The organism is Streptomyces sp. NPDC039462 (assembly GCF_055639375.1).
The window spans coordinates 817,898-833,814 of sequence record NZ_JBVKAO010000002.1 but is presented as its reverse complement, the minus strand read 5'-3'; the positions used below and the strand labels follow the sequence as shown (position 1 = coordinate 833,814).

At 71.3% G+C, this 15,917-nt stretch carries 14 protein-coding genes; 4 read left to right on the top strand and 10 right to left on the bottom strand.

The genetic code is table 11. From position 1 onward, the window contains the following. Positions 1-45 precede the first annotated feature (45 nt). The 4 genes from ACZ7LU_RS14275 to ACZ7LU_RS14260 form a co-directional block, all read right to left on the bottom strand. The gene (locus tag ACZ7LU_RS14275; protein ID WP_398300731.1) at positions 46-2,088 is read right to left on the bottom strand and encodes a SpoIIE family protein phosphatase; all 2,043 of its coding nucleotides are present in this window, start codon (positions 2,086-2,088) and stop codon (positions 46-48) included. Positions 2,089-2,151: 63 nt separating this feature from the next. Further along, the gene (locus ACZ7LU_RS14270) at positions 2,152-2,793 is read right to left on the bottom strand and encodes a class I SAM-dependent DNA methyltransferase (protein WP_468087579.1); all 642 of its coding nucleotides are present in this window, start codon (positions 2,791-2,793) and stop codon (positions 2,152-2,154) included. 116 nt (positions 2,794-2,909) lie between these two features. After that, positions 2,910-3,596, bottom strand: coding sequence for a cytidylyl-2-hydroxypropylphosphonate hydrolase (gene fomD / locus ACZ7LU_RS14265; RefSeq protein ID WP_468087577.1), 687 nt, complete (start codon positions 3,594-3,596; stop codon positions 2,910-2,912). Positions 3,597-3,703: 107 nt separating this feature from the next. Further along, the gene (locus tag ACZ7LU_RS14260) at positions 3,704-5,059 is read right to left on the bottom strand and encodes a class II fumarate hydratase (RefSeq protein WP_471917075.1); all 1,356 of its coding nucleotides are present in this window, start codon (positions 5,057-5,059) and stop codon (positions 3,704-3,706) included. Between the two features lie 213 nt (positions 5,060-5,272). On the opposite strand from ACZ7LU_RS14260, the gene ACZ7LU_RS14255 reads away from it, so the two are divergent. Next, positions 5,273-6,823, top strand: a complete 1,551-nt coding sequence (locus tag ACZ7LU_RS14255) for a ricin-type beta-trefoil lectin domain protein (protein ID WP_471916817.1) — start codon at positions 5,273-5,275, stop codon at positions 6,821-6,823. A gap of 88 nt (positions 6,824-6,911) precedes the next feature. Here ACZ7LU_RS14255 and ACZ7LU_RS14250 read toward each other — a convergent pair whose 3' ends face one another. After that, a complete protein-coding gene (locus ACZ7LU_RS14250) occupies positions 6,912-8,579 on the bottom strand; it encodes a fumarate hydratase (protein ID WP_398300741.1) in 1,668 nt (555 codons plus the stop codon). 215 nt (positions 8,580-8,794) lie between these two features. Between ACZ7LU_RS14250 and ACZ7LU_RS14245 the strand changes: the two genes are divergently transcribed. Continuing rightward, positions 8,795-9,451: a DUF1707 SHOCT-like domain-containing protein gene (locus ACZ7LU_RS14245; protein ID WP_471916816.1), complete on the top strand. Its 657-nt coding sequence runs from the start codon at positions 8,795-8,797 to the stop codon at positions 9,449-9,451. Between the two features lie 150 nt (positions 9,452-9,601). Next, positions 9,602-10,015: a WhiB family transcriptional regulator gene (locus tag ACZ7LU_RS14240; protein WP_398300745.1), complete on the top strand. Its 414-nt coding sequence runs from the start codon at positions 9,602-9,604 to the stop codon at positions 10,013-10,015. Positions 10,016-10,096: 81 nt separating this feature from the next. On the opposite strand, the gene glpX is transcribed toward ACZ7LU_RS14240, so the two are convergent. Beyond that, the gene (gene glpX, locus ACZ7LU_RS14235) at positions 10,097-11,128 is read right to left on the bottom strand and encodes a class II fructose-bisphosphatase (RefSeq protein ID WP_127909988.1); all 1,032 of its coding nucleotides are present in this window, start codon (positions 11,126-11,128) and stop codon (positions 10,097-10,099) included. 164 nt (positions 11,129-11,292) lie between these two features. Between glpX and ACZ7LU_RS14230 the strand changes: the two genes are divergently transcribed. Beyond that, entirely contained in the window at positions 11,293-11,820 is a 528-nt protein-coding gene (locus tag ACZ7LU_RS14230; RefSeq protein WP_468311452.1) for a DUF4245 domain-containing protein, read from the top strand. A 69-nt stretch (positions 11,821-11,889) separates the two neighbouring features. On the opposite strand, the gene ACZ7LU_RS14225 is transcribed toward ACZ7LU_RS14230, so the two are convergent. The 4 genes from ACZ7LU_RS14225 to ACZ7LU_RS14210 all read right to left on the bottom strand — a co-directional run bounded on the left by ACZ7LU_RS14225 (position 11,890) and on the right by ACZ7LU_RS14210 (position 15,840). Beyond that, positions 11,890-12,480, bottom strand: a complete 591-nt coding sequence (locus ACZ7LU_RS14225; protein ID WP_468311450.1) for a malonic semialdehyde reductase — start codon at positions 12,478-12,480, stop codon at positions 11,890-11,892. A gap of 219 nt (positions 12,481-12,699) precedes the next feature. Further along, positions 12,700-13,014, bottom strand: a complete 315-nt coding sequence (locus tag ACZ7LU_RS14220) for an exodeoxyribonuclease VII small subunit (RefSeq protein ID WP_471916815.1) — start codon at positions 13,012-13,014, stop codon at positions 12,700-12,702. A 9-nt stretch (positions 13,015-13,023) separates the two neighbouring features. Continuing rightward, positions 13,024-14,232: an exodeoxyribonuclease VII large subunit gene (gene xseA, locus ACZ7LU_RS14215; protein ID WP_471916814.1), complete on the bottom strand. Its 1,209-nt coding sequence runs from the start codon at positions 14,230-14,232 to the stop codon at positions 13,024-13,026. Between the two features lie 195 nt (positions 14,233-14,427). After that, positions 14,428-15,840 (bottom strand): APC family permease, encoded by a 1,413-nt coding sequence (locus ACZ7LU_RS14210; RefSeq protein ID WP_471916813.1) that lies wholly within the window; start codon positions 15,838-15,840, stop codon positions 14,428-14,430. Between the last annotated feature and the right edge of the window lie 77 nt (positions 15,841-15,917).

Sequence of the window (15,917 nt, the reverse complement as noted above, 5' to 3'; positions counted from 1 at the left end):
GGACCACCATGGTCCGGGGCGCCTCTCGTCTGTGCGGCCCTCGGCTCAGTTCCGGTTCAGCTCGAACCAGACCACCTTGCCGGTGCTCAGCCGCGTGGCGCCCCAGCGCCGCGCCATCTTGTTGACCAGGTACAGGCCGCGGCCGCCCTCGTCCGTGGCGCGCGCCTGCCGCAGCCGGGGCAGCTGCGGCACGTCGTCGCCGACCTCGCAGCGCAGCACGTCGGTGCGGAGCAGCCGCAGCGTGATCGGCCGCGACGCGTACCGCACGGCGTTCGTCACGACCTCGCTGACGAGCAGCTCCACCGAGTCGGTCAGCTCTTCGAGACCCCAGCGCACCAGCGCGCTGCGGGCGAGCCTGCGGGCGCGGGACGGTGTCGCGTTCTCCGGTTCGAGGAACCAGTACGCGACGTCGCTCGGCGCGATCCCGTCGAAGCGGGCGGCGAGCAGCGCGATGTCGTCGTCCCGGTCGCCGGGGCCGAGCATGTCGAGCACCTCGTCGCAGAGCGCCTCCAGGGGCGGCGGATGGTCCGGACCCGTCAGCTGGGCGGTGGCCGCGAGCCGTTCGCGCAGCTGCTCTATGCCGGTCCACACGTCGCGCAGCCGGGACTCGACGAGCCCGTCCGTGTACAGGAGCAGGGTCGCGCCCGCGGGGGCGTCCAGCTCCACCGCCTCGAAGTCCACGCCGCCCACGCCGATCGGAGCGCCCGGCGGAACGCGCAGCACCTCCGCGCGGCCGCCCAAGTGCAGCAGGACGGGTGGCGGGTGGCCCGCGTTGGCGATGGTGATGCGGTGCGAGACCGGGTCGTAGACCGCGTACAGGCAGGTCGCCATGCGGTCGGAGCCGAGCCGCTGGGCCTGCTCGTCCAGGTGGTGCAGGACCTCCTGGGGCGGCAGGTCGAGCCCGGCGAGGGTCTGCGCGGTCGTCCGCAGCTGGCCCATGATGGCGGCCGACGTCATGGAGTGCCCCATGACGTCACCCACGACCAGCGCGACGCGGCTGCCGGGCAGCGGGATCGCGTCGTACCAGTCGCCGCCGACCCGGGCCGTCTCGGCGGCCGGGAGATAACGCGAGGCGAGCCGCACGCCGGTCGGGCGGGGCAGCGTCTCGGGCAGCATGGTGCGCTGCAGCTCGTCGGCGATGTACGCCTCGCGGCCGTACAGGACGGCCTTGTCGATGCCGAGCGCGCTGTGGGTGGCCAGTTGGGCGGCGACGAGCAGGTCGTCCGCCTCGAACGCGGGCCGGTCCGGGCGGCGCAGGAACACGGCCGCGCCGATCACCCGGCGGCGGCCCCGCAGCGGCGCGAGGATGCCCCGCTGACCGCCCGGCAGGGCGCGCCCCTCGCCGAGCAGTTCGGGCAGCGCGGCCCGGGCCGCCGCCGAGTCCGCGAAGACGGGGCGCACCCCGCGCAGCACCTCGGCGAGCGCGCCGCCGGGCCGCACCTCGCACAGCTCGGCACTGCCCATCACGTCGGTGATGTCGGACTGCACGACCTGAAGGGCGGGCAGCGTGGTGCCGCCGCTCTCGGTGTCCGGGTCCTCGGCGCCCTCCTCGATGGAGCGCAGCCGGTCGGAGCGGCGCAGGCGCAGGACCAGCGGGCCCGTGGGCCGCTCGTCGCCGACGGGCAGCGGGTCGCGCAGGTAGACCAGGATCGCGTCGGAGAACGTCGGCACCGTCGCCCGGCAGAGACCCATCACGATCTCGTCGAGGTCTATGCCGCGGGCGATGCGCCGGGTCGCGGCGCCCACGAAGCGCAGCCGGTCGCCGTCGCGCCGCATCGCCACCGGGCCGGAACCCGGGGGCCTCGGCTGCCCGGAGCGTCGCTCCGCACCGTCCGGCGGGGGACCGGCCTGCGCGTGACCCGGCTGTGCCGGCACACCGCCCTCGGGCGCGGGGCGCGGCCGGTGCGGGTCGGGTTCGGCGGCCGAGGGCTGGGAGTGCTCACCGGACGGCGGCACCCGGGCGCCCGGGTGCGCGTCACCTCCCGGGGGTTCGGGGGAACGCAGCAGCGCCCCGCGGGGATCCGCGGGGGCGGTCGGCCGGGCAGCTGGTGCCTTGCGACCCTCGTGGGGGGTGAGGTGCTCCGTCACGCGTTTCGAATCCGTCCGTCCGGGGCTGCGCGGGCGTGCGCGCCGTCCAGCGTTGCACGTTGCTCAGCCGCGTCGGCAGTGCAGAAAGATCTGGTGCTCGGGTGGTACGTCGGTGCTCGCGGGGGCGTACGAATACGTGTCCTCGCCGGTGATCTCGAAGCCCGCGTCCCGCACGACCTGCCGCAGTTCGTCCCGCAGGTAACCCGATACCCGGATTGTGTGCCCCAGGAACGGAATCGCCGCGTCGTCCAGGTCGGCCTCGACCATGGACAGCTCCATCAGGCCTCCCGGCACCAACAGCCCGTGCAGCAGCCGCAGCGCCTCGGGGATCTCGGCGCGCGGCAGCATCAGGAGGGCGAAGAAGCACGCGACACCGTCGAACCGGCCGACTCCGCCCGGGCCTTCGGCCCGCAGGTCGGCGATGTCCAGTTGCCGGAACTCGGCTGCCGGGACGTTCTTTCCCGCCAGGTCAAGCATGCCCGTCGAGATGTCCGTGCCGAGCACCGAGTGGCCGGATTCGGCCAGCTGGCGGGCGGTCGGCAGACCGGTGCCGCAGCCCACGTCGAGGACGCGGGAACCGGGCGGGAGCGCCGCGGCGAGCCGGCGGCCCGCGGCCAGCTGGCCCTCCTTGTGCGGGAAGGCCCTGTCGTACTGCTGCCCGATGGCGTCAAAGGCCTCGGCCTGACCTCTGCGGTCCTCGCTCACGTTCTGCCGCCCCTCGATGACTTCCTGTCAGGCACCGCGCAGACCCACGGAGTTGTTGCTGTGCGCCCTTGCGGAGGACGATCCTACGTTTGAACCGCAGGGGCGCATCAAGGGTCTCACGACGAGACGTGCGCGGGCGTACGGTCCCAGTCATCCGGAAGGGGCGGTACGACCCAGGACGGATCGGGACGCCAGTGCTGCCAGCCGTCCGAAAACGGCGCCCCCCACTCGGCGATCACGTCGAGCGCGGCCCGGCCGGCGGCGCGTACGTCAGCGGCCTTTTCCGCGTCCATCAGGCCCACCCTGCGGGCCTGGGCGAACTCGTCCTCGTCGTGCCAGCGCCAGCTGCGGTCCGGGCGCACGGAGATGTCCAGAAAGTGATCCTCGGAGTCGACGCCGCCGGCCCACCGGGCGCGCGGCTCCTCCAGGTTCACGTACCAGTTCTTGAACTGCCATCCCGGGTCCCAGAACAGCCAGACCGACCAGGGGTCGCCGGGCCGCGCGAGCTTGAGGACGCCGGTGCCGAACCAGTGGTCCCTGCGGACGGCGCGCGGCTTGGTGTAGCGGGTGGCGAGCGGCTCGCGGTGCAGGGGCGTCCCGTCGGCGATCACCGGCTTCACGCATTCGGTGCCGGGCGCCATCCACACGGCGAGCAGCTCGTCGGTGTCCCTGACGACGGTGACGGGGCGACAGATGTGCACCCGGTGACCGGAGTTCTCCCGGTACCGCCACAGGATGTGGTCCCCGGGCGCCCACCGCACCACCCCGCCACCGGCCGCTGTGCTCCCGTCCAGGTCTGTCATGCACAGATACTAGACGCTGCCCCTACAAGCGCTGTGGGCAAACGTGCCGCAGGGCGGCACGGGTGGGCACAGCCCCCGGTGCCGGGCGGCGTCGCGTGGGGCGCTGATCAGGGATGCGTCATGCGCAGGACGTCCAGCGCCTCGTCCAGCTGCTCCAGGGAGAGGTCACCCCGGTCCACGTACCCGGCATCGAGGACGACCTCACGAATCGTCTTCCGCTCGGCCAACGACCGCTTCGCGACCTTCGCCGCCTCCTCGTACCCGATGTACTTGTTCAGCGGCGTCACGACGGACGGCGACGACTCGGCGTACTCGCGGGCCCGCTCGCGGTTGGCGGTGATCCCGTCGACGGTGCGGTCGGCGAGCAGCCGGGAGACGTTGGCGAGGAGCCGGATGGACTCCAGGACGTTCTTGGCGATGACCGGCAGCATGACGTTCAGCTCGAAGTTGCCCGCGGCGCCCGCCGCCGCGACCGTCGCGTCGTTGCCGGTGACCTGCGCGGCGACCATCAGCGCGGCCTCCGGGATGACCGGGTTCACCTTGCCGGGCATGATCGACGAACCGGGCTGGAGGTCCGGCAGGTTGATCTCGGCGAGGCCGGTGCGCGGGCCCGACGCCATCCACCGCAGATCGTTCGCGATCTTCGTCAGGCCGACGCCGATCGTCCGCAGCTGCCCGCTGGTCTCGACGATGCCGTCGCGCGCGCCCTGCGCCTCGAAGTGGTCGCGGGCCTCGGTGAGCGGCAGCCCCGTGGCCCGCGCGACCTCGGCGATGACGGCCGCGGAGAAGCCGGGCGGCGTGTTGATGCCGGTGCCCACGGCCGTGCCGCCGAGGGGGAGTTCCGCGAGCCGGGGGAGCGAGGCGCGCAGCCGCTCGACGCCGTACCGCACCTGTGCCGCGTAGCCGCCGAACTCCTGGCCGAGGGTGACCGGCGTCGCGTCCATGAGGTGCGTGCGCCCGGACTTCACGACGTCCGCGAACTCCTCGGCCTTGCGCTCCAGGGCGGCGGCGAGGTGTTCGAGGGCGGGGATCAGGTCGCCGCTGACCGCGCCCGTGGCCGCGATGTGGATCGAGGACGGGAAGACGTCGTTCGAGGACTGCGAGGCGTTGACGTGGTCGTTGGGGTGGACGTCCCGGCCGAGCCGCTCCGTCGCGAGGGTGGCGATGACCTCGTTGGTGTTCATGTTGGACGAGGTGCCGGAGCCGGTCTGGAAGACGTCGACGGGGAAGTGGTCGTCCCAGCGTCCGTCGGCGACCTCGGCCGCCGCGTCCGCGATCGCTCCGGCGATGTCCTTGTCGAGCACCCCGAGCTCCGCGTTGACCTTGGCGGCGGCCGCCTTGATCCGGGCGAGGGCGGCGATGTGGGCGCGTTCGAGCACCTGTCCGGAGATGGGGAAGTTCTCCACCGCGCGCTGGGTCTGGGCACGCCACTTGGCGTGCGCGGGGACCCGCACCTCGCCCATGGAGTCGTGCTCGGTGCGGTACTCACCGGTGCTGGTGCCGGTGCCGATCCCGGTGCTGCCGGTGCGGTCGTCGCTGGCGTCGCTGGTCATGCCCTTGAACCTACCTCTCCACTCAAACCCCGTGAAAAGTTGAGCACTTGTCTTGTTCCAGGTATTCCCAAGCCTGCTACCCACCAGTAAAAACCCTGGGTAACACCACACCGGGGAGGCGCAATGGAGCGCATCAGACGCAGTGGCCGAAACGGCGGCCGTGGGTGCCTGCGAGGTTCGTTCGCGGCGGCGGTCGCGATGACGGCGATGCTCGGCACGGCCGCGGCCGTACCCGCGCAGGCGGCGGACGGGAGCGACGCGCGGGCGGCCGCCGCCACCCCGCTGCCGCCCGAGCTGGAGAAGATACGGGCGGCGGAGGCCACCAAGCTGTACGGCAGCCCGGCCGAGCGTCCCATGGCCGACCGCAAGACCGGCCTGATCTCGCTCGGCGACAGCGAGATCTCCGGCGAGGGCGTGGGGACGTACGAACCGGGCACCGACGGCCCCGACAACTGGTGCCACCGCTCGCCGGATGCCGCGATCCACCGCACCGGCATCCCCGCCGACGTGACGTACAACGTCGCCTGCTCGGGCGCGCAGACCGTCAACATCAGGATCGGCGGTCAGAAGCAGTACGCCGACGAGCTGGTGCAGAGCGACAACCTCGCCATCAAGGCGCGCAACACGAAGATCAAGACGATCCTGCTCGTCATCGGCGCCAACGACGACCTGCAGTTCGCTCCGGTGATGACGGACTGCGTCACCCGCTATCTGCTCAGCCAGGGCCCCTGCGCCGACAAGTACGACGACGGCTGGCAGGCGCGCGTCGACGCCCTCGTGCCCAAGGTCGAGCAGTCCATCCGCGACCTGAAGACCGTCATGAAGGACGCGGGCTACCAGGAGGGCGACTACAAGCTCGTCGCCATGGGCTACCCGAGCCCGATCGGGCCGGACTTCCGCGACAACCCGAAGTTCCCCGGCAAGCTCGCCTGCGGCGGCCTCGGCTACGACTCCGACACCGAGTGGGGCCGCAACACCGCGGTGCCCGCCTTCGAGACCGGCATGCGCAGGGCCGCGCGGAACGCGGGCGCGACCTACCTCGACAACTCGCGCCTCTTCCACGGCCACGAGGTCTGCATGGAGGACACCTGGGCGCGCGGCCTCTACGTGGACGTGACCAACCCGTTCCCGCCGGACTCCAACTCGGTACGCCAGTCGTTCCACCCCAACGCCCGCGGCCACGCCGCGTTCGCGTCCTGCCTCACCCAGATCCAGAACTCCGGCGCGCGTGAGGCCAGTTGCGCGGACCCGGCGAGCACCGGCAGCCCGAAGCTGTACGAGCTGGCGTGGGACGACGCGTTCAAGCCCCTGAGGAACGAGGCCACCGGCACCTGCGTCGACGTCGACGCCTCGAAGAGCCGCAACGGCACCAAGGTCCAGGGCTGGGACTGCACCGGCAACCGCAACCAGACGTGGTGGTACGACGGTTCGCGCGGGTCCCTGCACACCGGACTGACCCAGGACCGCTGCCTGGACGTGCCCGACGGCGCCTACAAGGAAGGCGCCGCCGTCGTCCTGTGGAACTGCCACGGGGGTGGCAACCAGAAGTTCGTCCGGGAGGCCGGGACGGTGCGGCCCGCTGCCGCGAGTGAGCTGTGTCTGACCCTCGCGGGGGGCAAGGAGCCGGTGCGGCTGCAGAAGTGCACGGGGGCGGCGAACCAGCGGTTCGCCTAGCACCTGCCGGGGGACTGCGCGGCCTGCCTCCGCGGGTGCGTCGTGGCTGGTCGCGCAGTTCCCCGCGCCCCTGACGGGGCGCCCCGTACTACGCCAGGCCGGGGCCCCGCACCGGGATGTGCGTGAACGTCGGCTCGGGGGCCGGGTTCTGGAAGAAGTCGTTGCCCTTGTCGTCGACGACGATGAAGGCCGGGAAGTCCTCGACCTCGATCTTCCAGACCGCCTCCATGCCGAGCTCCTCGTACTCGACGACCTCGACCTTCTTGATGCAGTCCTGCGCGAGGCGCGCGGCCGGGCCGCCGATGGAGCCGAGGTAGAAGCCGCCGTGCGCGTCACAGGCGTCGGTGACCTGCTGGGAGCGGTTGCCCTTGGCGAGCATCACCTTGGAGCCGCCCGCCGCCTGGAACTGCTCCACGTAGGAGTCCATGCGGCCGGCGGTGGTCGGGCCGAAGGAGCCCGACGCGTAACCCTCGGGGGTCTTCGCGGGACCGGCGTAGTACACCGGGTGGTCCTTCAGGTACTGCGGCATCTCCTCGCCCGCGTCGAGCCGCTCCTTGATCTTGGCGTGCGCGATGTCGCGGGCCACGACGAGGGGGCCCGTGAGCGAGAGGCGGGTCTTCACCGGGTGCTTGGTGAGCTCGGCGAGGATGGCGTCCATGGGCTGGTTGAGGTCGATCTTGACGACGTCCGCCGACTCGTCGAGGTGCTCGTCCGTGGTCTCCGGCAGGAAGCGCGCCGGGTCCGTCTCCAGCTGCTCCAGGAAGACGCCCTCGGCGGTGATCTTCGCGGTGGCCTGGCGGTCGGCCGAGCAGGAGACGGCGATCGCGACGGGCAGCGAGGCGCCGTGGCGCGGCAGGCGCACCACGCGTACGTCGTGACAGAAGTACTTGCCGCCGAACTGCGCGCCGATGCCGATCTTCTGCGTCAGCTCGAAGACCTTCTCCTCCAGCTCCTTGTCCCGGAACCCGTGCCCGGTCGGCGAACCCTCGGCGGGCAGCTCGTCCAGGTAGTGCGCGGAGGCGTACTTCGCGGTCTTCAGGGCGAACTCGGCGCTGGTGCCGCCGACGACGATCGCCAGGTGGTAGGGCGGGCACGCCGCCGTACCGAGGGAACGGATCTTCTCCTCCAGGAACTTCATCATGGAGGCCTCGTTCAGGACGGCCTTCGTCTCCTGGTAGAGGAACGACTTGTTGGCGGAGCCGCCGCCCTTGGCCATGAAGAGGAACTTGTAGGCGCCGCCGTCCGTCGCGTAGAGCTCGATCTGCGCCGGGAGGTTGGAGCCGGTGTTCTTCTCCTCCCACATGGTGAGGGGAGCCATCTGCGAGTAGCGCAGGTTCAGCTTCGTGTACGCGTCGTAGATGCCCTTGGAGAGCGCCTTCTCGTCCTCACCTTCGGTGAGGACGTTCTGGCCGCGCTTGCCCATGACGATGGCGGTGCCGGTGTCCTGGCACATGGGGAGCACGCCGGCGGCCGCGATGTTTGCGTTCTTCAGCAGGTCGAGCGCCACGAACTTGTCGTTGGACGACGCCTCGGGGTCGTCGACGATGCGCCGCAGCTGGGCCAGGTGCGCGGGCCGCAGGTAGTGCTGGATGTCGTGGATCGCCTCGGCGGCGAGCTTGCGCAGCGCCTCCGGGTCGACCTTGAGGAACGTCCGCCCGTCGGCCTCGAAGGTGGAGACACCCTCGGAGGTCACCAGCCGGTACGGGGTGGTGTCCTCTCCCAGGGGAAGCAGATCGGAGTACTGAAACTCTGGCATTTCGGCCATTCCTCACTCGGCAGACAGCGGCGCGGCCTCCATTGGCGACGCGCCAACCAGCGTAGAACGCGTGTGGCGGACCGTTCCTGTGAGGTAAGGCTCAGTAGCGGCGCAGGCGCACACTGCCCCGCCCCGCCCCGCGCATCGCACATCGTGAAGCGATAGTCGCGATACAGGGCTAGTCGCGATCTATCGCGTTTGGGTACGCTGCTCGTGTGGACCTCCAGAAGCAGCCTCCAGTGCTCCGCGCATCCGACGCCGACCGGGACCGCACGGCGGACATCCTCCGCGACGCCCTGGCCGAGGGCCGCCTGACCGCCGAGGAGCACTCCGAGCGGATCGACGGGGTCTACCGCGCCAAGACCACGGCCGAGCTGGAGCCGCTCATCAGCGACCTGCCCGCGGCGCACGACCAGGCGGCCCTCCGGGGTCGGGCGCCGGAGCCCGCGCCGGCCAGGCCGTCCCCCGGCGGCGTACCGCCGGTCGCGGACGAGAACCTCGTCGCGGTGCTCAGCGGCTCCGCGCGCAGGGGCCGCTGGCGGGTGGCCCGCCGCACCCACGCGTACGCGATCTTCGGCAGCGTCGAGATCGACCTGAGCGAGGCGCTCTTCGAGCAGCGCCAGGTGGTCATCAAGGCCGTCGCCATCTTCGGCTCGGTCGAGATCCGCGTCCCGGAGAACGTGTCGCTGCGCGGCCGTGGCACCGGCGTCCTCGGCAGCTTCGAGGTGGACACGCTCGACTCCCCGGACCAGGACGCCCCCGTCGTCTACGTGGACGGCTTCGCGGTCCTCGGCAGCATCGAGGCGCGGCCCAAGCGCGGCAAGCTCGTCCGCGACCTGCACCGGCGGATGCGCAAGCACCTCGGACACTGAGCCGGCACCGACGTCGGCACGGGCGGCGCACGGGCCCTGCACGGGAGGCCGGCCCTCCGGACATCGGAACTCAGTGCATAGGCGCGCACACAGCGGGTAGAGCTTGCTGCATCGTCTCTCGCTCGCGAAGCCGTCGTCAGGAGTAGACCCGTGCTGCAACCGTCGCGTCAGTCTCTGCAGGTCGCCGCCGTTCCGGGCGATGGGGTATCCCCTGCACGAGCGGGGTCGAGTGCTCGGGGAAGGGTGCCCGTGCGAGATCGGGACGATGACGCTCCCTGGCACACCGAAGCCGTGTGCCGTCGTGACGAGGCGGGACTGTTCTTCGCCCCGTCCAAGGAGCCGACCGCGGCGCGGCTCTCCCGGGAGGAAGCGGCCAAGCGCGTCTGCGCCCGCTGTCCCGTGATGGTCGAGTGCCGCGAGCACGCCCTCCTGCAGCCCGAGCCGTACGGCGTGTGGGGCGGCCTCACCGCCGCCGAGCGCCGTGTCGTCCTGGCCCGCCGGCGCAGGCGCGACCTGGAGCTCCAGAAGGCGGCACACGCGACGGGCATCGCCGCGGCGGGATAGCGGCCCTTGGATGTACGTCGAAGGGGGCGTCCCCCGCACGGGACGCCCCCTTCGGTGCAGCTGCTCGGTGCAGGGCTCGGGTTACTTCGCCCGGTCGAAGTCGATGGCGCTGTAGGCGCGCAGCTTGGAGAGGCGGTGGTCGGAGTCGATCTTGCGGATGGTGCCCGACTTGGAGCGCATGACCAGTGACGAGGTGGAGGCGGTGGCGGCGCGGTAGCGGACGCCCTGGAGCAGTTCGCCGTCGGTGATGCCGGTGGCGACGAAGAAGACGTTGTCGCCCTTGACCAGGTCGTCGGTGGACAGGGTGCGGTCCAGGTCGTGGCCCGCGTCCAGGGCACGCTGACGTTCCGCGTCGTCCTTGGGCCACAGCTTGCCCTGGATGACGCCGCCCAGGCACTTGATGGCGCAGGCGGAGATGATGCCTTCGGGGGTGCCGCCGATGCCCATGAGCAGGTCGACGCCGGTGCCCTCGCGCACGGCCATGACCGATCCGGCGACGTCGCCGTCGGAGATGAACTTGATGCGGGCGCCGGTCTCGCGGATCTCCTTGACGATGCCCTCGTGGCGGGGGCGGTCCAGGATCATGACCGTGACGTCCTCGGGTGAGGAGTTCTTGGCCTTGGCGACGCGGCGGATGTTGACCGAGGCGGGTGCGTTGATGTCGACGTAGTCGGCGGCCTCGGGGCCGGTGACCAGCTTGTCCATGTAGAACACGGCGGAGGGGTCGAACATGGCGCCGCGGTCGGCGGCGGCCAGCACGGCGATGGCGTTGGGCATGCCCTTGGCGGTCAGGGTGGTGCCGTCGATGGGGTCGACGGCGATGTCGACCTCGGCGCCGGTGCCGTCGCCGATGCGCTCTCCGTTGAAGAGCATCGGGGCTTCGTCCTTCTCGCCCTCGCCGATGACGACGACGCCGTTCATCGAGACGGTGTGGACCAGGGTCCGCATGGCCCGGACCGCGGCGCCGTCCGCGCCGTTCTTGTCGCCGCGGCCGACCCAGCGGCCCGCGGCCATGGCGGCCGCCTCGGTGACCCGGACGAGCTCCAGGGCGAGATTGCGGTCGGGAGCCTCGGGGGAGACCTCGAGCTCGGACGGGAGATGATGCTCGGTCATCGGAGCGCACCTTTCTGCTGATACGACGACGGCCGGATGAGGGATTGTGAACGACTCTATCCGTAGGCCGACAAAATGAGCAGAGGGGCCCACGCATGAGCGGACCGGGCGGGAAGGCGGAGACCGGCGGCAGGGGCACGGCCGGCGCCTGAGAACATGGGGGCGTGGCAGGAAGACAAGGCACTCAGACCGTCAAGAACATGCTGTGGTCGTTGGTGGTGATCGCGCTCGCCGCGGGCGTGATCTACATCTTCATCCCGCACAACGAGTCCAAGAGCTCCGTGAAGCGGGTCGACTACCGCGTGGAGCTCCTGACGGCCCGACGGGCCGCGGAGTACCCGGTGGCGGCGCCCGAGGGCCTGGCCAAGGCGTGGAAGCCGACGTCCGTGCGGTTCAACGGCGAGGACCACGACGCGTGGCACCTGGGCTTCCTCGACCCCGACGAGGAGTACGTGGCGGTCGAGCAGTCGACGGAGAAGCCGTCCGCGTTCATCAAGAGGGTCACGCAGAACGCCGCGAAGACCGACGCCACCGAGGAGATCGGCGGCCGCACCTGGCAGCGGTACGAGGGCTCGAAGTACGACGCCCTGGTGACCGAGGAGAAGGGTGCCACGACGGTGGTCACGGGCACGGCGCCCTTCAAGCAGCTGACGAAGATGGCGGAGTCGCTGAAGATGTCCCGAGACGACTGACCTGACCGCAGGCATGCGAAGGGCCCCCGGCGCGCTGCCGGGGGCCCTTCGCATGTCGTGTCAGTCGTGTCAGACCGTCGTGACGACGTCCTCGTAGGCCAGGCGCGGCGAGCGCGGGAACCACGCGTCGTCACCCGGCTTGCCGATGTTGACGACCATCAGCGGGGTGTGGTCGTCGTCCAGGAACTCCTTCTGGACGCCGGCGAAGTCGAAGCCGGTCATCGGCCCCGCGGCCAGCCCGGCGGCGCGCACGCCGACGATGAAGTACGCGGCCTGCAGCGTGGCGTTGACCAGCGCGGCCTGCTCGCGGACCGGGCGCTCCGCGAAGAAGGCGTCCTTGGCCTGCGGGAAGTGCGGGAACAGGGCGGGGAGCTCCTCGTGGAACTCGTTGTCCGCGGAGAGGATCGCGACGAGCGGCGCGGCCGACGTCTTCGGGCGGTTGCCCTCCGCCATGTGCTGGACCAGGCGCTCGCGGGCCTCGGGGGAGCGGACCAGGGTGACGCGCAGCGGCGACTGGTTGAAGGCGGTCGGGCCGTACTTGACCAGGTCGTAGATCGCCTGGACCTGCTCCTCGGTGACCGGCTCGTCCGTGAAGGTGTTCGCGGTGCGGGCCTCGCGGAAAAGCAGGTCCTGGGCGGCGGGGTCAAGGACGAGAGACATGGATCAACCTTCTTCGACGTACGGGGGTGTGTCTTGCCGGGCCCGTTCCCGAGCCCGCCACAACGACAGTACGCCGATGCTGTTCAACTTTCAATCAAAACTGGAGTTGGGTGATCCGGTTCACAAACAGCAGGTCAGGACGGTTTTGCCGCAGGCCTTGTCGGCTAGACCGCAGGGCAGGTCGTCATCCCGGCCTCAGGCCCGGTCGTCGTCCTGGCCTCAGGCCCGCTCATCGGCGGTCGGGTCCTCGTCCGGGTCGGCGTCCGTTTCGGGCCCCGCCAGGGCCGCGTCGAGCCGGGCGCGGGCGCCGTCCAGCCAGCGCCGGCAGATCTTCGCCAGCTCCTCGCCGCGCTCCCACAGGGCGAGCGACTCCTCCAGGGTCGTCCCGCCGGTCTCCAGGCGGCGTACGACCTCGATCAGCTCGTCCCGCGCCTGCTCGTAGCCGAGCGCGTCCGTGGCGCCGGCGGCTTCCGTGGCGCCGGCGGCTTCCGTGGCGCCGGCGGCGTCCGTAGCCTGGTCCGTCTTGCTGGTCATGCGCCCACCCTAATTGTCGACTCGTACGGTGAATTCGCCCTCGGCCACGCGCGCCCTCAACTCGTCGCCCGCCCCCACCTCGTCCGGCGCCCGGACGACCGCGCCGTCCGGTTGCTGCAGCACCGCGTACCCCCTCTGGAGGGTCGCGGCGGGGGAGAGGCCCACCACGCGCGCGTGCGTGTGCGTCAGCTCCGAGGCCGCCCGGTCGAGGAGGTGCCCGAGCGTGCGGCGGCTGCGGTCGACGAGCGCCGCGACCTGCTCCTCGCGCTCCTCCACCATGCGGTGGGGGTGCTCCATGGAGGGGCGGCCCAGCGCGTGCGCCAGGCCGCGGGTCTCCCGGTCCAAGAAGGCGTCCATGCTGCGCCGGGCGCGGTCCCTGAGCCACTGCACGCGCTCGTACTCCTCGCCGACGTCCGGCACGACCTTCTTGGCGGCGTCGGTGGGCGTCGAGGCGCGCAGGTCCGCCACGTGGTCGAGGAGCGGATTGTCCGGCTCGTGGCCGATGGCGGAGACGACCGGCGTACGGCACGCGGCCACCGCGCGCACCAGCTGTTCGTCGGAGAACGGCAGCAGGTCCTCCACGCTGCCGCCGCCGCGCGCCACGATGATCACGTCGACCCCGGCATGGGCGTCCAGGTCCTTCAGGGCCTGCACGACCTGCGGCACGGCGTGCACTCCCTGGACGGGGACGTTGCGCACCTCGAAGCGGACGGCGGGCCAGCGGTGCCGGGCGTTCTCCAGGACGTCGCGCTCGGCGGCGGAGGCACGGCCGGTGACCAGACCGATGAGCTGCGGCAGGAACGGCAGCGTCTTCTTGCGCTCGGGCGAGAAGAGGCCCTCCGCGCCGAGGCTCTTCTTCAACTGCTCGATCCGCGCGAGCAGCTCGCCGACGCCGACCGGCTTTATCTCGGCGGCCCGCAGCGACAGCTGCCCACGCCGCTCGTACCACTCCGGCTTGGCGCGGACGACGACGCGGGCGCCCTCGGAGACGACGTCGGCCACCGCGTCGAACACCTGGCGGTAACAGGTGACGCTCACCGAGATGTCGTGCGACGGGTCGCGCAGCGTCATGAAGACGACGCCGGCGCCGGGTCTGCGGGACAGCTGCGTGATCTGTCCTTCGACCCAGATGGCGCCGAGCCGGTCGATCCACCCACCGATGAGCCGGGACACCTCCCCCACGGGGAGGGGCGCGTCTGCAGACGTGTTCAGAGGCATACACCGAGCGTAACGGCCCCCACCGACAACCCTCCCGGACCCGGGGACGGGGCCCGGTCGCCCCCCAGGGGCGCGGGGAACTGCGCGACCAACCACATCGGACCCGCACAGGCCGCACGACCAGAACACAGGCGACCTTAGGGGCGCGGGGAACTGCGCGACCAGCCACAACAGACCCGCACCCGGAACGCGACCTCAGACCCCAGCCCGTTCCCGTCCCCCTCCCCGTCCCCGCCCCTGCACCACCAGCACCACCAACCCCACCACCAGCCAAACCGCCCCCACCACCTGCGCAGAGCCGGACGCCTCCCAAATGACCGCAACCACGATCGCCGCCCCGAGCACGGGGACGACCACATGCCGCCACCAGCTGAACCCGGCGTCACGGTGGCGCAGCGCGAACCAGCCCACCACGCTCGCGTGCAACAGCAGGAACGCCGTCAGGGCGCCGATGTCGACCACCGACACCAGGTGGTCCATGCCGTCGTCCCTGCGGGCCGCCCACACCGCGGCCACCAGCGTCACCACGGCCGCACACAGCAGCGCGACCCGCGGCGTACCGGAGTCCGTCTTCGAAAGCACCCCCGGCAGCCGCCGGGCCCGCGCCATCGCGAAGAGCAGCCGTCCCGCCGCCGCCTGCCCCGCCAGCGCCGCGAACGCCGCGCCGATCGCCTTGCTGACGGCCACGAGGTCGTGCAGCCACGACCCGGCGGCCGAGTCCACGGAGTCGTAGAAGGCCGTGCCCTGCTTGCCGGGGTCCGCCGCGAGATCGGCCGACGACAGCGGCTCCAGGAGCGCCACCAGATACGTCTGGGCGACGAACAGCACGCCCGCGAGCGTCAGACAGAACAGCACCGCCCGCGCGACCTTCGCCGAACCGCCCGTCACCTCCTCGGCGAAGGACGCGATGGCGTCGAAGCCCAGATAGGAGAGGACGGCGATCGACACCGCGCCCACCACCGCCGACAGCGCGAACGCCCCCTGCGAGCCGTCCCCGGTCAGCGGCGAGAGCCAGTCCCGCTGCGCCCCGTCCCGGATCAGCACCACCACGGCCGCCACCACGAAGACCAGCAGCACCACGACCTCCATGGCGAGCACCGCGAAGCCCACCCGCGCCGCCGTCCGCACGCCCCACAGGTTCAGCGCGGTCGTGATGAGCACCGCGAGGGCCGTCCACACCCACCGGGACACCGACGGCACCAGTGAGTTCATGGCGATGCCGGAGAAGAGGTACGCGACCGCCGGGATGAGGAGGTAGTCGAGCATCGCCATCCACCCGGCGATGAACCCGGGCCCTTTTCCGAGCCCCGCGCGCGCGTAGGCGAAGACGGACCCCGCCTGGGGGACCACCCGCACCATCTGGGCGTAGCTGAATGCGGTGAACGCCATCGCGACGGTGGCGATCAGATAGACGAGAGCGACCGCGCCGTGCGACTTGGCGTCGAGCGTCCCGAAGACGCCGACCGGGGCCATGGGGGCGATGAAGAGCAGTCCGTAGACGACGAGGTCCCGGAAGCCGAGACTGCGCCGCAGCCCGTCCCCCTGTGCGGGCTCGGCGCCCCCGGGGGGCTCGGCATGGGCTCCCGTACTGGCGGACTGTCCGGACATCGTGCCTCCGTGCCTCCGTGGATCAAGGCCGCGTGGATCAACGCAGGTCCCCAGTCTCCCCAACCGGGCGATCTTTG